The sequence below is a fragment of the Halomicrobium sp. HArcht3-1 genome, from assembly GCF_058933345.1.
Genome location: NZ_JBZYDM010000003.1, coordinates 306,174 through 320,117 on the forward strand (window position 1 = coordinate 306,174; position 13,944 = coordinate 320,117).

The window sequence follows — 13,944 nt, forward strand, 5'->3', positions numbered from 1 at the left end:
CGTTAATGCAGCTCTAACGCCGTTACAGCGACTGATACGGTCCCAGACGAGTCCCGTCGAGCAGGTACGCTTCGCCGTCGGCCAGTCCCGCGGGGAGGAACGGAGAGAGGAACTCCTGTCCGTCGACGTTGACCCACGTCCCGCCCGAGCGGTCGTTGAACGCCGGACAGACGATCAGATCGGCATCGATCCCCAGCGCCCCGTCGTGGTGCCGTTCGAACGGCGTCGGATCGACGCGTCCCCGAAGCCAGACCCGTTCGACTCGGGTCCCGCCGACTTCGTCTTCGAGTCGGACGACCGGGTGTTCGTGGGCGACACAGACCACGTCTGCGGCGAGTACGTCGGGACTGGGCCACGTGTGGCCGTGCGCGAAGCCGACCGATCCGATTCTGACGCCGTGGCCCGGCGTAACCGTCACCGATGTGGCAGTGTCGTCGAGGAGTGCTTCGAAGTCACCGTCGTGGTTCCCTCGGACCAGCGTGATCGGCACGTCGATGGCGTCGAGCAGCGCGAGAAGCTCTTCGCGCTCCTCGCCGGCCGGTTCTCCGATCGCGTGGCCCAGATCACCGAGGAAGACGATCCCGTCGGGTGCCGTCGTTTCGACAACCCCGAGCAACTGCTGGCGTCGAGCCCCGGCGTCGCTCTGGAGTTCGACGCCGTCCCGTCGCAGGCCACGTTCGATACCGGCGTGGTAGTCTGCGACGACGAGCAGTCGCTCACCGTCGGTGGTCGCGATGGCTGCCGGCCGGCCGGGGACCGGTTCGACGCCCATCAGATCGGCTTGAGTACGTCGTCGTCCGGTTCGTAGCACCGGCCGCCCATCAGCGCGTCCTGGATCGCGTCCTCGACCGCGCCGGGGTCACTGGCGGTCCTGTCGACGACGGCGTCGACGATCGCCTCGCGGTCGGCACCATCGCCGTCGTCGATTTCGGCCATCGCGTCCATGACGGCGTCTTCCAGATCCACGTCTTCGACTACTTCGGTCGACGACGCGGCGTCGCTCGCGTCGTCGGGTTCGTCGACCGCCTCGGTCGCCGTCTCACCGCCGGTCTCGCTGGCAGCCGAATCGGTACCAGCGTCGCCGTCCACGTCGTCGGGATCCGGCGTCTCGATATCTGCTTCACCGGGGTCGTCGACCTCCGTGCCGCTCTGGAACTCCGTCCCGTACTCGGATTCGATCTCCTCGCGCTCGTCCTCGTCCAGTTCGAACTCCGGATCGAAGTCCCCCAGTTCGTCGGTCTCGCCCGTCGGTTCGGACTCCGTCCCGGATTCGGACGGATCGGACTCGGTTGCCGGTTCGCCCTCGGAAGTCGAGTCTGTCGGCGTGGTGTCCTCGTCCGAAGCCGTTTCGGTGGTCGTCTCGACCGTATCGGTGTCGTCAGTTCCCGAACTCGTCTCGACGGGGTCGGTATCGTCGGAGTTCGTCGTCGGTGCCCGGTCCGATTCTTCGACAGCGTCGGCCGAGTCGGAGTCGGCGCTGGCCGGTGTCTCGTCGGTCTCGACGGAGTCGGCTGTCGTCGCGTCGTCCGTCTGTGTCGCCGTCTGCTCGGCCGGTTCGGCGTCGACCGCTGTCGTCGTCTCCGAGGAGGCCGCAGTCGTGCGGTCCGTCGACGGTTCCGCTGTCCCGGCACGCTGGTCGCCAGCGGCGTCGTCGGCGGTGGCCGTCGGAGCGGGGTCGGTCGCCGCGTCGTCCGCCTCCGGGGTGTCCACGTCGGTGTCGATTGGTGTCTCGACGAGCGAGGGGAGCGCGTCGTCGGTCCCCTGTCCCGGTAGCGTCGACAGTGGTTCGACCTCGTCCTGCTCGTCGGCGACGACGCGGGCCGCGTCGAGTGCGAGCGACCGGACGGCAGCGAGGTACTCCCCGGTCGTCCCGTAGTGTTCGAGCGCGAGAGGGATACCCGAGGCCAGCCCCTCGTCGACGCCGTGTTCGACGAGTGCCTCGCGGAGGTCGTCGCCGGCGAGTCCCGAGTGCTTCGCTTCCGCAGCGCGAGCGGCGCGTTCGAGCGTCTGCTCGGCCGTCCCGACGACCCAGCGGTCCCGCGTGTTCGCGTCGACCTCGCTGATCGACTCTGGCCGAACCGAGGTGTACACCTGATCGCTGTCGTCGGGCTGATAGGTGCGTGCTTTGCCCGTGACCGCGACGAAGGTCGGGGGCTGTGCACTTTCCAGGAAGGCAAGCGCCTCTGGCTGGTACTGGCCGGCGTAGACGACGAACGGGCCGGAGGGATCGACGATCCGCGCCCGGAGGTAGTCCTCGCTGACCGTCTCGACTTCGGTCAGGACGCCGACGAGAAAGAGGCGATTGACGCGTGCACCGGTCGGGGTGACGACGTAGTTCGGTGCGCGCTCCTCGTCGCTCTCGGAATAGGAGAAGTCGGCATCGTCGAACTCTGCGGCGAACAGGCGGTACGCGACCTCTCGGCGGCCTGCGCCGCCCTGTTCCTCGTTGCTGCTCATGCGTCTGCCTCCGTGAGCAGTTCGCGAGCACGCGTGGCCGGATCGTCCGCGCTCTGTGTGAAGTCGGTCGCGTCGAGGTTCGCGCCGTACTCGTCGACCGACAGCGAGCCACGGACGACGTATTCGAGACCGACGATGTGGTCGGCGATGCGGTCGGCGACGACTTCCTTGTCCATGGCGTCGCGAGCGTGCTCGGTCGCGTCGTCGAGGTCGCCACCGTACACCTCGGCCGTGAGTTCGTCGTCGAGCACGACCGTCACCGTCCCGGTGCCGTCGTCGAGGATCGCCTTGGTCCGAAGGTCGTCGATGGCATCGACGGTGCCGTGGCTGCGACACTGGCCGTTCTGGACGACGCGGCCACACTCTGGACAGCGTTCGATCAGACCCGAGCCGTCACGGACCTCGATGATGTTGCCCGTCAGTTCCACGTCGAACAGGCCCCCGGAGTCGACCGCCTCGCGGATGGGCATCTGCTGGGCGTTCTCGGACGCGGCCACGTCGCGGTCGAGTGGCGACACGGCCGAAAACTCCGAGACGTTGACCGAGGGCGCACCCCGGAACTCCCGGACGAACACGTCCTCGATGCGGATCGACGCTCCGGCTTCGATCTCGGCGTGGGGTTCCCAGTCGGTAAAGGGGAGGCGGCCGCTCTCGTCGCCCAGCACGCCGCTCAAGATGTCGGTCTCACCGTTGCGGCCGTCGATGGTCTTTTCTTCGACTTCGAGGACTTCGACTTCGACGTTGATGCCACGGTCACCCGGGACGAGGTCTGTGAGGTCGGCATCGCCGCCGATGTCGTAGGGCACGTCGAGCGATTCGTCGGCCCGCTCGATGCTCGTCGACTCGCCGAGATTGAGTTCCGGGTGGCCGTCCCACTCACGGACGCCGGCGTTGCCGGCAGTGATCGTGTCGCCGGGCTGGAGACCGAAATCTTCCCACGCAGTGTAGGAGATCGTCCCGGTCTCGTCGGCCAGTTCACCTTCGAAGATGACCTGTTCGTCGCCCTGATACTGAATCGAGCGCTGCCCGACCGTCAGAACGCGGGCAGTCACGGTCACGTTGGAGTCGCTGGCGGCGACGTCAGCGATGTCCTTGCTCGACGGTGTCCCACCACCGCCACCGCCGTCGCCGTACTTCCGCCGGAGGCTCTGCTTTGCCTCCTCCATCGGCACGGAGTAGTTCACCAGGTTCTCTAGGTCTTCTTTGACCTCCTCTTTGTCGACACCGAGGTCGGAGGCAAGATCCTCGGCATGATCGTCGAGTGTCATCGACGCATCGTTCGGCGGCACCGATGAAAAGGGTTCGGTGGCGGTGTCACCGGGTGGTTCGACGTGTGTCGACCGAGGTGCTATTTGAACTGGGGTCGAAACGGCCCGCAGATTTTTATCTGAGATAATCGTACGACCCAGTATGCTGCAGTTTGGGGTCACACAAGACGGCGACTCGGCTGGGTCGCTGGAGCCACGGACGGAACTGGTCACTCCGCCACAGCGTATCGAAGTCCCATCGACACCGGAGGAGCGTCGCTGACATGGGCGGAGCGTTCGGGAAGAAGCCGTCCGACTCGCACGTGATCTGGACGAACAGATCCGGGGAGGGCAACGGGAAGAAGAAGTTCGATTTCGAGTATCTCGAACTGTGGTCGGCCCATTTCGGCGTCGATTACGAGACACGAACGCGCGTCGATCACGAACGGTCGGAGGACCCCCGCGAGCAACACGTCGTCGTCTTCGAGTGGGAGAAACTCGAAGCCGACACGATTCAGTTGGGCGACAAGGAGTGGACGATGGGTCGCCAGCGCACACCGCGGACCTTTATCGAGATCGATAGTCACGGGTACGGCCGGATCAAAAGCTGGACGGCCGAGATCGTCGTCGACTTCAGAGAGCTGTGGCTCGACGGTCCCGCGGTGCGGATGCGAACGAGCGAACACGGGACGAAAGCGATCGACGCGCGCAAGCTTCTCGAAGAGGGCAAGCGATCGTCCGAGGCGTAGCGTAACCGGTTTTTGTCCCTCCGTCTTTCGGGCCAGTATGCACGTGGTCGTCAACGCCGCGATGAGTGCCGACGGGAAGCTCTCGACCCATCAGCGCGAGCAGATCGCGATCTCCGGCGAGTCCGACTTCGACCGGGTCGATCAGCTTCGGGCCGAGAGCGACGCTGTCATGGTCGGTGTCGGGACGGTACTGGCAGACGACCCGTCGCTGACGCTCGACGACCCCGATCGAAAGCGCGCTCGCGAGGATCGGGGCGAGCCACCGAACCCAGCGCGTGTGGTCGCAGACTCGCGGGTACGAACGCCGCCGGACGCCAGCATCCTCGACGACGAGGCGCTGACGTACCTCCTCGTCAGTGAGGCCGCGCCGACGGACTTCGTCGAACAGATGGAGGAGGCCGGCGCGACGGTGATCGCCACCGGCGAGGACCGCGTCGATCTGGTGACGGCACTGGCGAAACTCGAAGGCGACGGCGTCGAGCAGCTGATGGTCGAGGGCGGCGGTGAAGTGATCTTCTCGCTGTTCGAACACGGTCTCGTCGACGAACTCTCCGTCTTCGTCGGCCCGACGGTGATCGGCGGTCGCGACGCGCCGACACTGGCAGACGGCGACGGGTTCGCCGAGGAATTCCCGGCGCTGACGCTCGACGACGTGGAACGGCTGGACGACGGTGTCTTGCTCCGCTGGACCGTCGCCGAAGAGACGTAGCGAGAATGCTAGTGGTCGTGACCGGTCAGTTCGGCGAACGTCGAGCCAAAGCGCTCTTCGAACAGTTCCATCGTGATCTCGTTGGCGTCTGCGATCTCCTCGGAGGGTTCGCCCTGGGAGTGGTGGACGGCACCGTGGATACGCTGTGCGAGACCGAACATGGCGATGTCACCGATCACTTCTACGTCCGACTCGTCGCCCTCGCGGAGCATATCGAGGAGGGCCGTCGGGACGGTCAGTTCGTCGCTCTGCTCGTCGGCTTCGAGTGTCACGGTGACAGTGTCGTCTGTCATGCTCACCAATTTGCCGGCTCCACGTAAAGGCACTGCGGGTCGATGCGCCCGTCCTGAACAGACAGAAACGGGAGCAGACAGCGTCGTCTCGATCAGTCGTCGGCTTCGGCCGCTTGCTCGGCTTCGGTCGCCGCCGCTGGCAGTCCTTCGAGGTACTCGTCGGCGTCGATTGCGGCTTTACAGCCCATCCCAGCGGCGGTGACGGCCTGCTGGTAGTGGTAGTCGACTACGTCGCCAGCACCGTACAGTCCCTCGACGCCCGTCGCGGTCTCGTTCGCGCCGATGCCGCCCTGTGTCTGGATGTAGCCAGCGTCGTCGAGGTCGACGCCCGTCCCTTCGAGGTAGTCGGTGTTTGGCGTGTGGCCGATGGCGAGGAAGACGGCGCCCACGTCGAAGTCGAACTGCTCGGTCTCGGGATCGTCCAGTTTCTCGGAGGGGTGGCCCTCGTCGTTTCTGGCGAGCGTGACGTGGTCGACGCCGTCTTCGGGCGAGCCGTGGATCTCCAGCAGCTCGGTGTTTTTCATGATCTCGATGTCGCCGTCCTCGACTTTCTCGTGGACGCGGTCGATCCAGTAGTCCTCCGCGCGGAACTCCTCGCGGCGGTGGGCGATGTAGACCGTGTCGGCGAACTTCGTCAGGAAGGTCGCTTCCTCCATGGCGGCGTCGCCACCACCGACGACGAGCATATCCTCGTCACGGAAGAACGCACCGTCACAGGTCGCACACGTCGAGACGCCGTAGCCCATGAGGTCGTCTTCGCCGGGCACGCCGAGCGTGCGTGCGCTCGCACCGGAGGCCGCGATGACGGCGTCGGCGGTGTAGGTGTCGCCGTTCGAGAGTTCGACGCGGAAGGGTCGATCGCTCGCGTCCACGTCTTCGACGATGCCGTGATCGATCTCGGCCCCGAACTGCGTGGCCTGCTCTTTCATGTTGTTGACGAGGTCGGGACCGCTGATCCCCTCCGGGAAGCCTGGATAGTTCGCAACGTCCGTCGTCAGTGTGAGCTGTCCGCCCGGTTCGTCACCCTCCAATACGAGCGGGTCGTTGTTCGAGCGAGCGGCGTAGATCGCCGCCGTCAGCCCTGCGATCCCTGTCCCAGCGATGATGAGCTTCCGGTGTTCGACGACTGAATCGGTCATGTCCATCTGTACTTGATCGCGGGCTTTGTAGGTTCCGCTGTCTGGCTCGTGGCGGGCCCAGCGGACGAAATACCTTACCGCTCGCGGGACAGTCACCCGAGTATGCCCGCTGATCTCCACGAGAAGACTGATCGCTACGAGGGACTGCTCGCCGACGCCGTCGCGGCCGCCGAGATCGCACCGCCCGAGGGGACGCCGATGCACGACGCGGCCGCGGAATGTGCCGAGATGGCGACCTCCTACCTCGAAGACGGCCGGCACTTCCGGCAGGACGACGACTGGGTGAACGCGCTCGCTTCGTTCTCGTACGGCCACGCGTGGCTGGACGCCGGGGCACGGATCGGCCTCTTCGACGTACCCACCGAAGGGCACCTCTTTACCGTCTGAATCGGCAATCCGTGCCGCCGATCGCCGGCTGTTGGCGGTGTGTTTACGTGGGAGGCCTTTGTCATCCAGTCCAATGGAGGCGGTCCTGTGGTACGTGTTGACCGGGACGCGAGGTGGTGAGAACCGCATCCGCATTCTCCGAGCACTCGACGAACGCCCCCGGAACGCGAACCAGCTAGCCGAGGACCTCGATCTGGATTACAAGACCGTCAGACACCATCTGGACGTGCTCGAAGAGAACGGCATCTGTCAGGACAGCGGCGACGACTACGGTGCAGTGTATCTGCCGACCGACCGCGCACGCAAGCACTGGGAGACGATCGAGGACATCATGGACGCGGAGGCATGAGTATGGCCGAATTTGGGAAAGAGTATATGAGTGAACTCACGAAAGGTGGTATCGATGACCGTCTGGGTTGATATCGCGCGGATCGCAGTCGGGCTGAACGTCCTGCTGCTGGGCGTCCTGAGCGTCGTCTGGGGACGCAACTACTACAACATCCGTTCGAAGCACACCCTCGGACTGCTCGTTTTCTCGCTGTTCCTGCTCGGTGAGAACGTGCTGGCGCTGTACTACTACCTGATCGATCCCGACCTGTCGGTCTGGTTCAGCTCCGACGTACCCGCCATCGCGTGGCGTGCGATGATGCTACTCCACGTCTTCGAGACGCTCGGTCTCGCCTTCCTGACGTGGGTCACGATGGATTAGTCCCGCTGCCAGCCACCACCGGCACCCACACTCCCGTTTTCGACGCGTTCTGTGATTCGGCACGGAGCCAGCCGTCAGAGCCGTCGGGAACCGGCTATTCGGGCAACTCCGGCCGAAATTGGGTGAGAGTCCGGCACGACTCCGGCCCCAGTTCGGCAAATCTCTTTTTATATATCATCGCACCCACTGAACATGCGGCAACGCATCCTGCTACTGACGATGGTCGTGGCGGTCGCGACGTCCGGGCTGGCCGGCGTCGCGACAGCCAGTGGTACCGCGAGCGTCCAGCAGTCGGACGTTTCAGTAACCTTCAGTGCACAGACGACGGGCGGTGACACCGTCACAGTCGACTCGGTGACACTGCCCGACGGCGGGTACGTGACGATTCACGACGCCTCCGTGACCGAGGGCAACGTACTGGGAAGCGTCGCAGGCACGTCGGCGTACCTCGAACCCGGCACCCACGAGAACGTCACCGTCTCGCTGACCGACGCGGCCAGTGACGGGACGTACGTCGCGATGGCTCACCAGGAGACCAGCGGCGACCGGACGTACTCCTTCGTCTCCTCGAACGGCCAGACCGACGGTCCCTACACCGCCGACGGCGGCGCAGTCGTCGCACAGGCGAACCTCACCGTCTCGGCGACAGTGTCGATGAGCGAGCAGCTGACGAACGGCGACAGCGTCGTCGTCGACCGCGTCGTCCTCTCGGAGGGCGGATTCGTGACGATTCACGACGCCTCCGTCACGGAGGGACAGGTCTTCGAGAGCATCCGCGGCACGTCGGCGTTCCTCGAAGCGGGCTTCCACGAGAACGTCCGTGTCGAGCTTTCAGAACCCCTCTCCGAGAACACGACGCTCGTTCCGATGGCGCACAAGGACACGAACGACGACACGAACTACACCTTCGAGGAGAGCGGCGGTGACGCGGACGGTCCCTACACCAACGTCGACGGTACTGCCGTGATCGACACGGCCGCGGGGACGGTAACCGACACCGCGAGTGCAACGTTCGCCGACCAGCGTTCCGGCGGGAACGTCGTGACGGTCGACTCCGTCTACGTCCCCGAGGGCGGGTTCGTGACGCTCCACGACGCCAGCCTCGACGAGGGCGCAGTGTTCGACAGCGTTCGCGGCACCTCGACGTACCTCGAACCCGGACTGCACCGGAGCGTCGACGTGATGCTCGACGACCCGGTGACCGACGACACCACGCTGGTCGCGATGCCCCACACCGACTCGAACGACAACGAGACGTACGACTTCCTCACGAGCGAGGGTAGTGCAGACGGTCCCTACACCGCTGATGGCGGTGCGGTCGTCGACAGGGGAGCAGTCACTGTCTCGGCCAGCGTCACCTTCGACGACCAGACCAGCGACGGCACGACCGTCGTGATCGAGTCGGTCGACCTCAGTCAGCCCGGTTTCGTCGCGCTGCACGATTCGACCCTGCTCGACGGCGCAGTGCTCGAAAGCGTCGTCGGCCACTCCGACTACCTCGACGCGGGTCACCACGAGAACGTCGAGATCACGCTCGATACGCGACAGGTCGACACCCAATCGCTGATCGCAATGGCCCACGTTGACGCCGACGGCGACGAGAACTACACCTTCGTCGAGAGCGAGGGCGGCACTGACGGCCCGTTCACTGCAGGCGGCGGGGCCGTGACTGATAGCGCCGACGTGACGATCGAAGCGTCGCTGGCGTACAGCGGCGAGACCGGTGATGGCACGACTGTGACCGTCGATTCGGTCACGCTGCAAGACGGCGGGTTCGTGACGATTCACGACGCCACCGTCACGGAGGGTCAGGTCTTCGAGAGCATCCGCGGCACGTCGACGTACCTCTCGCCGGGGACCCACGAGAACGTCGCGGTCACCCTCGATCAGTCAGTCGAGGAAGACACGACGTTCGTCCCGATGGCCCACCGCGACACCGACGGTGACGAGACCTACACCTTCCCCGAGAGCGAGGGGGAGGCCGACGGACCGTACGTGGCTGCCGGCGGGGCAGTCGTCACGACGGGCCAGTACACGGTCTCGATGAACGACGAGACGACCGAGACCGAGATGGACGAGGAGATGACCGAGAACGAGGGGGAGATGATGGGTGAGGAGACGACCGAGGCGATGGGCGACGAAGGGATGACCGACGGGTCCGGTCCCGGCTTCGGTATCGTCGTCGCAATGGGCGCGCTCCTCGGTGCCGCCCTCCTGGCACGGCGTCGGTAGTCGGTCGTTCCCGGGACATCGCTGTCATGCGAATTGCTACCACATCAACCGAAACCTTTAAATACTTTTCGGACTAACTACTTGTTAAGAAGGTCGCAGACTATTTTTTAAGGTTTGTGTCCTCAGCAAGCGAGGTTACTCACCATGAGCGAGATACACACGCGGATCAACAGTGACGAACAGCGCGCTCGGACGAACATCGAGAGCGAGGAGACGACCGTCGAGGAGGACGTCTGCCCGGAGTGTGGCGGACGGACGACACTCGACGCCGAACACGGCGAAACGGTCTGTGAGGAGTGTGGACTGGTCGTCGAGGAAGACGAAATCGACCACGGTCCCGAGTGGCGGGCCTTCGATGCCGGCGAGAAAGACAGCAAGTCCCGGGTCGGTGCGCCGACGACGAAGATGATGCACGACAAGGGACTGTCGACCAACATCGGCTGGCAGGACCGGGACGCCTACGGCAACAGCCTTTCGAGCGCCCAGCGCCAGAAGATGCAGCGCCTGCGAACGTGGAACGAGCGGTTCCGAACCCGGGACTCCAAGGAGCGCAACCTCAAGCAGGCACTCGGTGAGATCGACCGGATGGCCTCCGCACTCGGGCTTCCAAAGAACGTCCGCGAGACCGCGAGCGTCATCTATCGGCGCGCGCTCAACGAGGACCTCCTGCCCGGTCGCTCCATCGAGGGCGTCGCGACGGCATCGCTGTACGCCGCTGCCCGGCAGGCGAACAACCCCCGGTCGCTCGACGAGATGACCCACGTCTCCCGCGTCGAGCGCATGGAACTGACCCGAACGTACCGCTACATCATCCGCGAACTCGGTCTCGAAGTCGCGCCCGCGAACCCCGAGAGCTACGTGCCGCGGTTCTGTAGCGGACTCGATCTCTCCGACGAGACCGAGCGGCGGGCCAGGGAACTGATCGAGGCCGCGCGTACGGGTGGCGTGCTGAGCGGCAAGTCACCCGTCGGGATCGCCGCGGCCGCCGTTTACGCCGCCGCGTTGCTGACCAACGAGAAGGTCACCCAGAGCGAAGTGAGCGAAATCGCCGACATCTCCGAGGTCACGATCCGTAACCGGTACAAGGAACTGCTGGAAGCGGACAACGTGCCGGCCTCGGCCTGATACTGCCGGCTGTATCTGTTTCCAGAGATTCGCGATTCGGGGGTCGCACAATTTTTCACAGACGTACTGCCGCCAGTACGAGCGGACCCCCGTCTCGAAACCGGGTCAACCCTGCTGGGACACGAACCTTTTTCGGTGTTGGTTGCATGTTATTCACAATCATGGTCGAGGCGTACATCCGATTGCTGTGCCCCGAATGCAAGAAAGACTGGGAGTCGACGCCGACGGACCTTCCCGCCCACGACACCACGTTTCACTGCCCGAACTGCCATGCGAGCCGGCGGCTCGCCGAGTTCACCCGGACGGACCGCGACTTACAGAACCTCAAGGGACTACAGTAGCCTCCGCCGAACAGTCCACAGGCGGCTCATACTGCCGGCTGTCACTTCGTGAAGATCTTCGCTACCCCGGGGTGGCGAAATCGTTCACAGATGTACAGCCGGTAGTATCACTCACCGGTCGGTGACTGTGCGCCACAGGCTTCACACCGCAACAGGACCGCGCCCTGTTCGCGCTTCAGTTTCGTGTCCGGGAGTCCACACTCGGGACAGGTCACGAACGTCTCCGTGTAGGCGTCGACAGCATCTTCGATCCGCGCCGCTCTGAACGACCCGGTCAGGCGTGCGCGCCCGCTCTCGTCGATGTGCCCGCTCGTGCCGAGTTCGTTCTGGATGAACTTCATCACGTGATCGTCCGTACGCGACAGTCGGTCGCAGACCGCCTGAAAGTTCTCGAACACCGTGACGTTCCCTTCCTGACGGATCTCCGGCGACGGGACCTCGAATCGTTCGCTGGTGCCTTCGATCTCCGGTGTGTCCTCGATGGCCTGATCGAGCATCTCGTCGTAGTCCATATCAAAACGGTGCGGGGCGTCGACCAAAAATCTTTCACGCCCGGACGAACAGAGCCGCTAATACCCGCATATAGCCGCCCTTGAAACGGTTATACAGTCCCTTCGTTTCAGCCGGTGGACCGTATAATGTGGCTAATCTAGCGTGTGCAACTGAGGGACGTGTGTTAACTACACTCAGAGTAGTACTATAACCCTCCAGTTTCTAAGTCAGGTTGACTATGAAGAAGCAGGAACTCATCCATCTCCACGGCCTGCTTGCACAGGTACAGAACCACTACGAAAAAGAGACAGGGGACACTGTCGAACACGACAAGTACGTCGAACTCGGCGTCCAGCCGACCTCGATCCACAAATCCAAGACCGACCACAAAGCTGCTGTGTTTGCTCTCGCGAAGGGTATCACCTCCGAGATGAGCGCCGAAGAAAAAGAACCTGTTTCTGCCGCCGCTGACTGAACGATTCTGTCAGCAGCAACCACTGTCGTGACACTGCATAGCGGTTGTGCCGTATGCCATCGGAAAAGAGGATGAACTGCAGGAGACCGCGTTATTCGTTCATTAACTCGTCGAACTCGGGTAAAACGTCGTCATCGCCAGTGTCAGAGTCGTCGTCGGTCTGATCGTCGTCGCCGCTTTCGGAGTCGCTCGTCTCGTCGTCCTCGTCTTCGATCTCGACTATTTCGAGGACCTCCAGCGGGATGTTCTCCAGTCGCTGCCCGATTTCTTTGCGGGCGATCCGGGCAGCGTGTTCGTCGCGTTCGACGTTGAAGACAGTCATTTCGAGTTCGAGCGCGACGAGACTCTCGTCGGCGGCGATGAAGGCCGGTTCGAGGTCGTCGCCACAGTGGGGACAGGACCGCTCACCCATGTTGATCTCGACGTAGTTGAGGTCGGGATTGAGCATCTCGCCGGTCTTCGAGATGGCGATGCGGACCGCCTCGTCCGGTGTTTCAACGTCGTAGACGGGGACTGCGGCCTCGACGACAACTCTGCAGTTCATACCTGTTAGTTCGACTGCCACTATTAAGAAGGTTAGCCCGGCCCAAAACTCGAAACGTAGAAACGGCTGCCGTCCCTCGATCGAGTGCATGGAACGGGGAGCTATCGGGACCGACACACTGGCGGGTGGTGTCGATCTCCAGTCGACCGTCGAGAGCGGGCAATCGTACCTCTGGGATCGAACGGACGGGCAGATGTACGAGTCCGAGCGAGCGTACGGTAGCGACGCCTGGTACTGGACGACGATTCGCGTCGACGACGAGCCACACGTTCTCAGGGTGCGCCAGTGCGAGGGGAAAATCGAGTGGGAGAGCAGTGTCGACGCCGGGTCACAGGTGCGCCACTTGCTGCGCCTCGACGACGACCTCGACGCGATCAGAGCGACCGCACCCGACGATCAGGTCGTACAGGACGCGTATGAGGAGTACTGGGGGATGCGACTGGTTCGAGACCCGCCCTTCGGTGCGCTGATCTCCTTTATCTGTTCGGCCCAGATGCGTGTCGGTCGGATTCATGGGATGCAACAGGCACTCCGCCAGCAGTTCGGCGAGCGCGTTACGTTCGACGGCGAGACGTACCACGCCTATCCGACGCCGGAGCGCCTCGCAGCGGCCACCGAGGGGGAGCTTCGAGACCTCGGACTGGGCTACCGCGCTCCGTACGTCAAGCGGAGTGCGGAGATGGTCGCCGAGGGCGAGGCCGACCCCGAAGCCGCCAGAACGATGGCCTACGAGGACGCGCGTGACCACCTGACGCAGTTCGTCGGCGTCGGCGACAAGGTCGCAGACTGCGTCCTGCTCTTCTCACTCGATTTCCTCGAAGCAGTGCCACTGGATACGTGGATCAGGACGACCATCGAGGAGTACTTCCCCGAGACCGACCGCGGGAACTACGCCGACACGTCGCGAGCGATCCGTCAGGCGCTGGGTGGCGAGTACGCCGGCTACGCACAGACCTACGTCTTTCACTACCTTCGCAGCGCCGGTGGGGACGTCTGAGCGAGTGCTGGCGAAGGCTCTTTGGCATCGGCGTCGTCAGCACGGACT

The 13,944-nt window shown here is 64.0% G+C and carries 17 protein-coding genes; 10 read left to right on the forward strand and 7 right to left on the reverse strand.

The genetic code is table 11. The annotated features are described in order from the left end of the window. Nucleotides 1-22: 22 nt before the first annotated feature. Genes AC5FRW_RS06805 through AC5FRW_RS06815 form a run of 3 tightly spaced genes read right to left on the reverse strand, consistent with a single transcriptional unit; the run spans nucleotide 23 to nucleotide 3,725 of the window. Entirely contained in the window at nucleotides 23-772 is a 750-nt protein-coding gene (locus tag AC5FRW_RS06805) for a metallophosphoesterase (RefSeq protein ID WP_493567681.1), read from the reverse strand. Continuing rightward, nucleotides 772-2,457 carry an RPA family protein gene (locus AC5FRW_RS06810; protein ID WP_493567682.1) on the reverse strand — a complete coding sequence of 562 codons (1,686 nt, stop codon included), beginning with the start codon at nucleotides 2,455-2,457 and terminating at the stop codon, nucleotides 772-774. The genes AC5FRW_RS06805 and AC5FRW_RS06810 overlap by 1 nt, the downstream gene beginning before the upstream one ends. Then, nucleotides 2,454-3,725 carry a Single-stranded DNA binding protein gene (locus AC5FRW_RS06815; protein ID WP_493567683.1) on the reverse strand — a complete coding sequence of 424 codons (1,272 nt, stop codon included), beginning with the start codon at nucleotides 3,723-3,725 and terminating at the stop codon, nucleotides 2,454-2,456. The genes AC5FRW_RS06810 and AC5FRW_RS06815 overlap by 4 nt, the downstream gene beginning before the upstream one ends. Nucleotides 3,726-3,988: 263 nt before the next feature. On the opposite strand from AC5FRW_RS06815, the gene AC5FRW_RS06820 reads away from it, so the two are divergent. After that, the gene (locus AC5FRW_RS06820) at nucleotides 3,989-4,453 is read left to right on the forward strand and encodes a hypothetical protein (protein ID WP_493567684.1); all 465 of its coding nucleotides are present in this window, start codon (nucleotides 3,989-3,991) and stop codon (nucleotides 4,451-4,453) included. Nucleotides 4,454-4,490: 37 nt separating this feature from the next. Beyond that, nucleotides 4,491-5,162 carry a 2,5-diamino-6-(ribosylamino)-4(3H)-pyrimidinone 5'-phosphate reductase gene (locus AC5FRW_RS06825; protein WP_493567685.1) on the forward strand — a complete coding sequence of 224 codons (672 nt, stop codon included), beginning with the start codon at nucleotides 4,491-4,493 and terminating at the stop codon, nucleotides 5,160-5,162. 8 nt (nucleotides 5,163-5,170) lie between these two features. Here the strand turns inward: AC5FRW_RS06825 and AC5FRW_RS06830 are convergent, their stop codons facing one another. After that, a complete protein-coding gene (locus AC5FRW_RS06830) occupies nucleotides 5,171-5,455 on the reverse strand; it encodes a DUF7545 family protein (RefSeq protein WP_493567686.1) in 285 nt (94 codons plus the stop codon). A gap of 92 nt (nucleotides 5,456-5,547) precedes the next feature. Then, on the reverse strand, nucleotides 5,548-6,594 hold the full coding sequence (locus AC5FRW_RS06835) for an NAD(P)/FAD-dependent oxidoreductase (protein ID WP_493567687.1): 1,047 nt from the start codon (nucleotides 6,592-6,594) through the stop codon (nucleotides 5,548-5,550). A 102-nt stretch (nucleotides 6,595-6,696) separates the two neighbouring features. Here AC5FRW_RS06835 and AC5FRW_RS06840 point away from each other — a divergent pair, with 102 nt between their 5' ends. From AC5FRW_RS06840 to AC5FRW_RS06865, 6 genes are all read left to right on the forward strand, one after another. Then, the gene (locus AC5FRW_RS06840; RefSeq protein WP_493567688.1) at nucleotides 6,697-6,981 is read left to right on the forward strand and encodes a DUF357 domain-containing protein; all 285 of its coding nucleotides are present in this window, start codon (nucleotides 6,697-6,699) and stop codon (nucleotides 6,979-6,981) included. Between the two features lie 73 nt (nucleotides 6,982-7,054). Beyond that, nucleotides 7,055-7,330: an ArsR/SmtB family transcription factor gene (locus AC5FRW_RS06845; RefSeq protein WP_493567689.1), complete on the forward strand. Its 276-nt coding sequence runs from the start codon at nucleotides 7,055-7,057 to the stop codon at nucleotides 7,328-7,330. A gap of 54 nt (nucleotides 7,331-7,384) precedes the next feature. After that, nucleotides 7,385-7,690 carry a DUF8036 family membrane protein gene (locus AC5FRW_RS06850; RefSeq protein WP_493567690.1) on the forward strand — a complete coding sequence of 102 codons (306 nt, stop codon included), beginning with the start codon at nucleotides 7,385-7,387 and terminating at the stop codon, nucleotides 7,688-7,690. A gap of 219 nt (nucleotides 7,691-7,909) precedes the next feature. Further along, a complete protein-coding gene (locus tag AC5FRW_RS06855; protein WP_493567825.1) occupies nucleotides 7,910-9,922 on the forward strand; it encodes a DUF7282 domain-containing protein in 2,013 nt (670 codons plus the stop codon). Between the two features lie 144 nt (nucleotides 9,923-10,066). Then, nucleotides 10,067-11,047 (forward strand): transcription initiation factor IIB, encoded by a 981-nt coding sequence (locus AC5FRW_RS06860; RefSeq protein WP_493567691.1) that lies wholly within the window; start codon nucleotides 10,067-10,069, stop codon nucleotides 11,045-11,047. A gap of 161 nt (nucleotides 11,048-11,208) precedes the next feature. Continuing rightward, the gene (locus tag AC5FRW_RS06865) at nucleotides 11,209-11,388 is read left to right on the forward strand and encodes a DUF7836 family putative zinc-binding protein (RefSeq protein WP_493567826.1); all 180 of its coding nucleotides are present in this window, start codon (nucleotides 11,209-11,211) and stop codon (nucleotides 11,386-11,388) included. A gap of 107 nt (nucleotides 11,389-11,495) precedes the next feature. On the opposite strand, the gene AC5FRW_RS06870 is transcribed toward AC5FRW_RS06865, so the two are convergent. Further along, nucleotides 11,496-11,900 carry a translation initiation factor IF-2 subunit beta gene (locus AC5FRW_RS06870; protein WP_493567692.1) on the reverse strand — a complete coding sequence of 135 codons (405 nt, stop codon included), beginning with the start codon at nucleotides 11,898-11,900 and terminating at the stop codon, nucleotides 11,496-11,498. 218 nt (nucleotides 11,901-12,118) lie between these two features. Between AC5FRW_RS06870 and AC5FRW_RS06875 the strand changes: the two genes are divergently transcribed. Next, on the forward strand, nucleotides 12,119-12,355 hold the full coding sequence (locus tag AC5FRW_RS06875) for a UPF0058 family protein (RefSeq protein WP_493567693.1): 237 nt from the start codon (nucleotides 12,119-12,121) through the stop codon (nucleotides 12,353-12,355). 91 nt (nucleotides 12,356-12,446) lie between these two features. Here the strand turns inward: AC5FRW_RS06875 and AC5FRW_RS06880 are convergent, their stop codons facing one another. After that, nucleotides 12,447-12,899, reverse strand: a complete 453-nt coding sequence (locus AC5FRW_RS06880) for a DUF555 domain-containing protein (protein WP_493567694.1) — start codon at nucleotides 12,897-12,899, stop codon at nucleotides 12,447-12,449. An 88-nt stretch (nucleotides 12,900-12,987) separates the two neighbouring features. On the opposite strand from AC5FRW_RS06880, the gene AC5FRW_RS06885 reads away from it, so the two are divergent. Next, nucleotides 12,988-13,896, forward strand: coding sequence for a DNA-3-methyladenine glycosylase family protein (locus AC5FRW_RS06885; RefSeq protein ID WP_493567695.1), 909 nt, complete (start codon nucleotides 12,988-12,990; stop codon nucleotides 13,894-13,896). Nucleotides 13,897-13,944 lie beyond the last annotated feature (48 nt).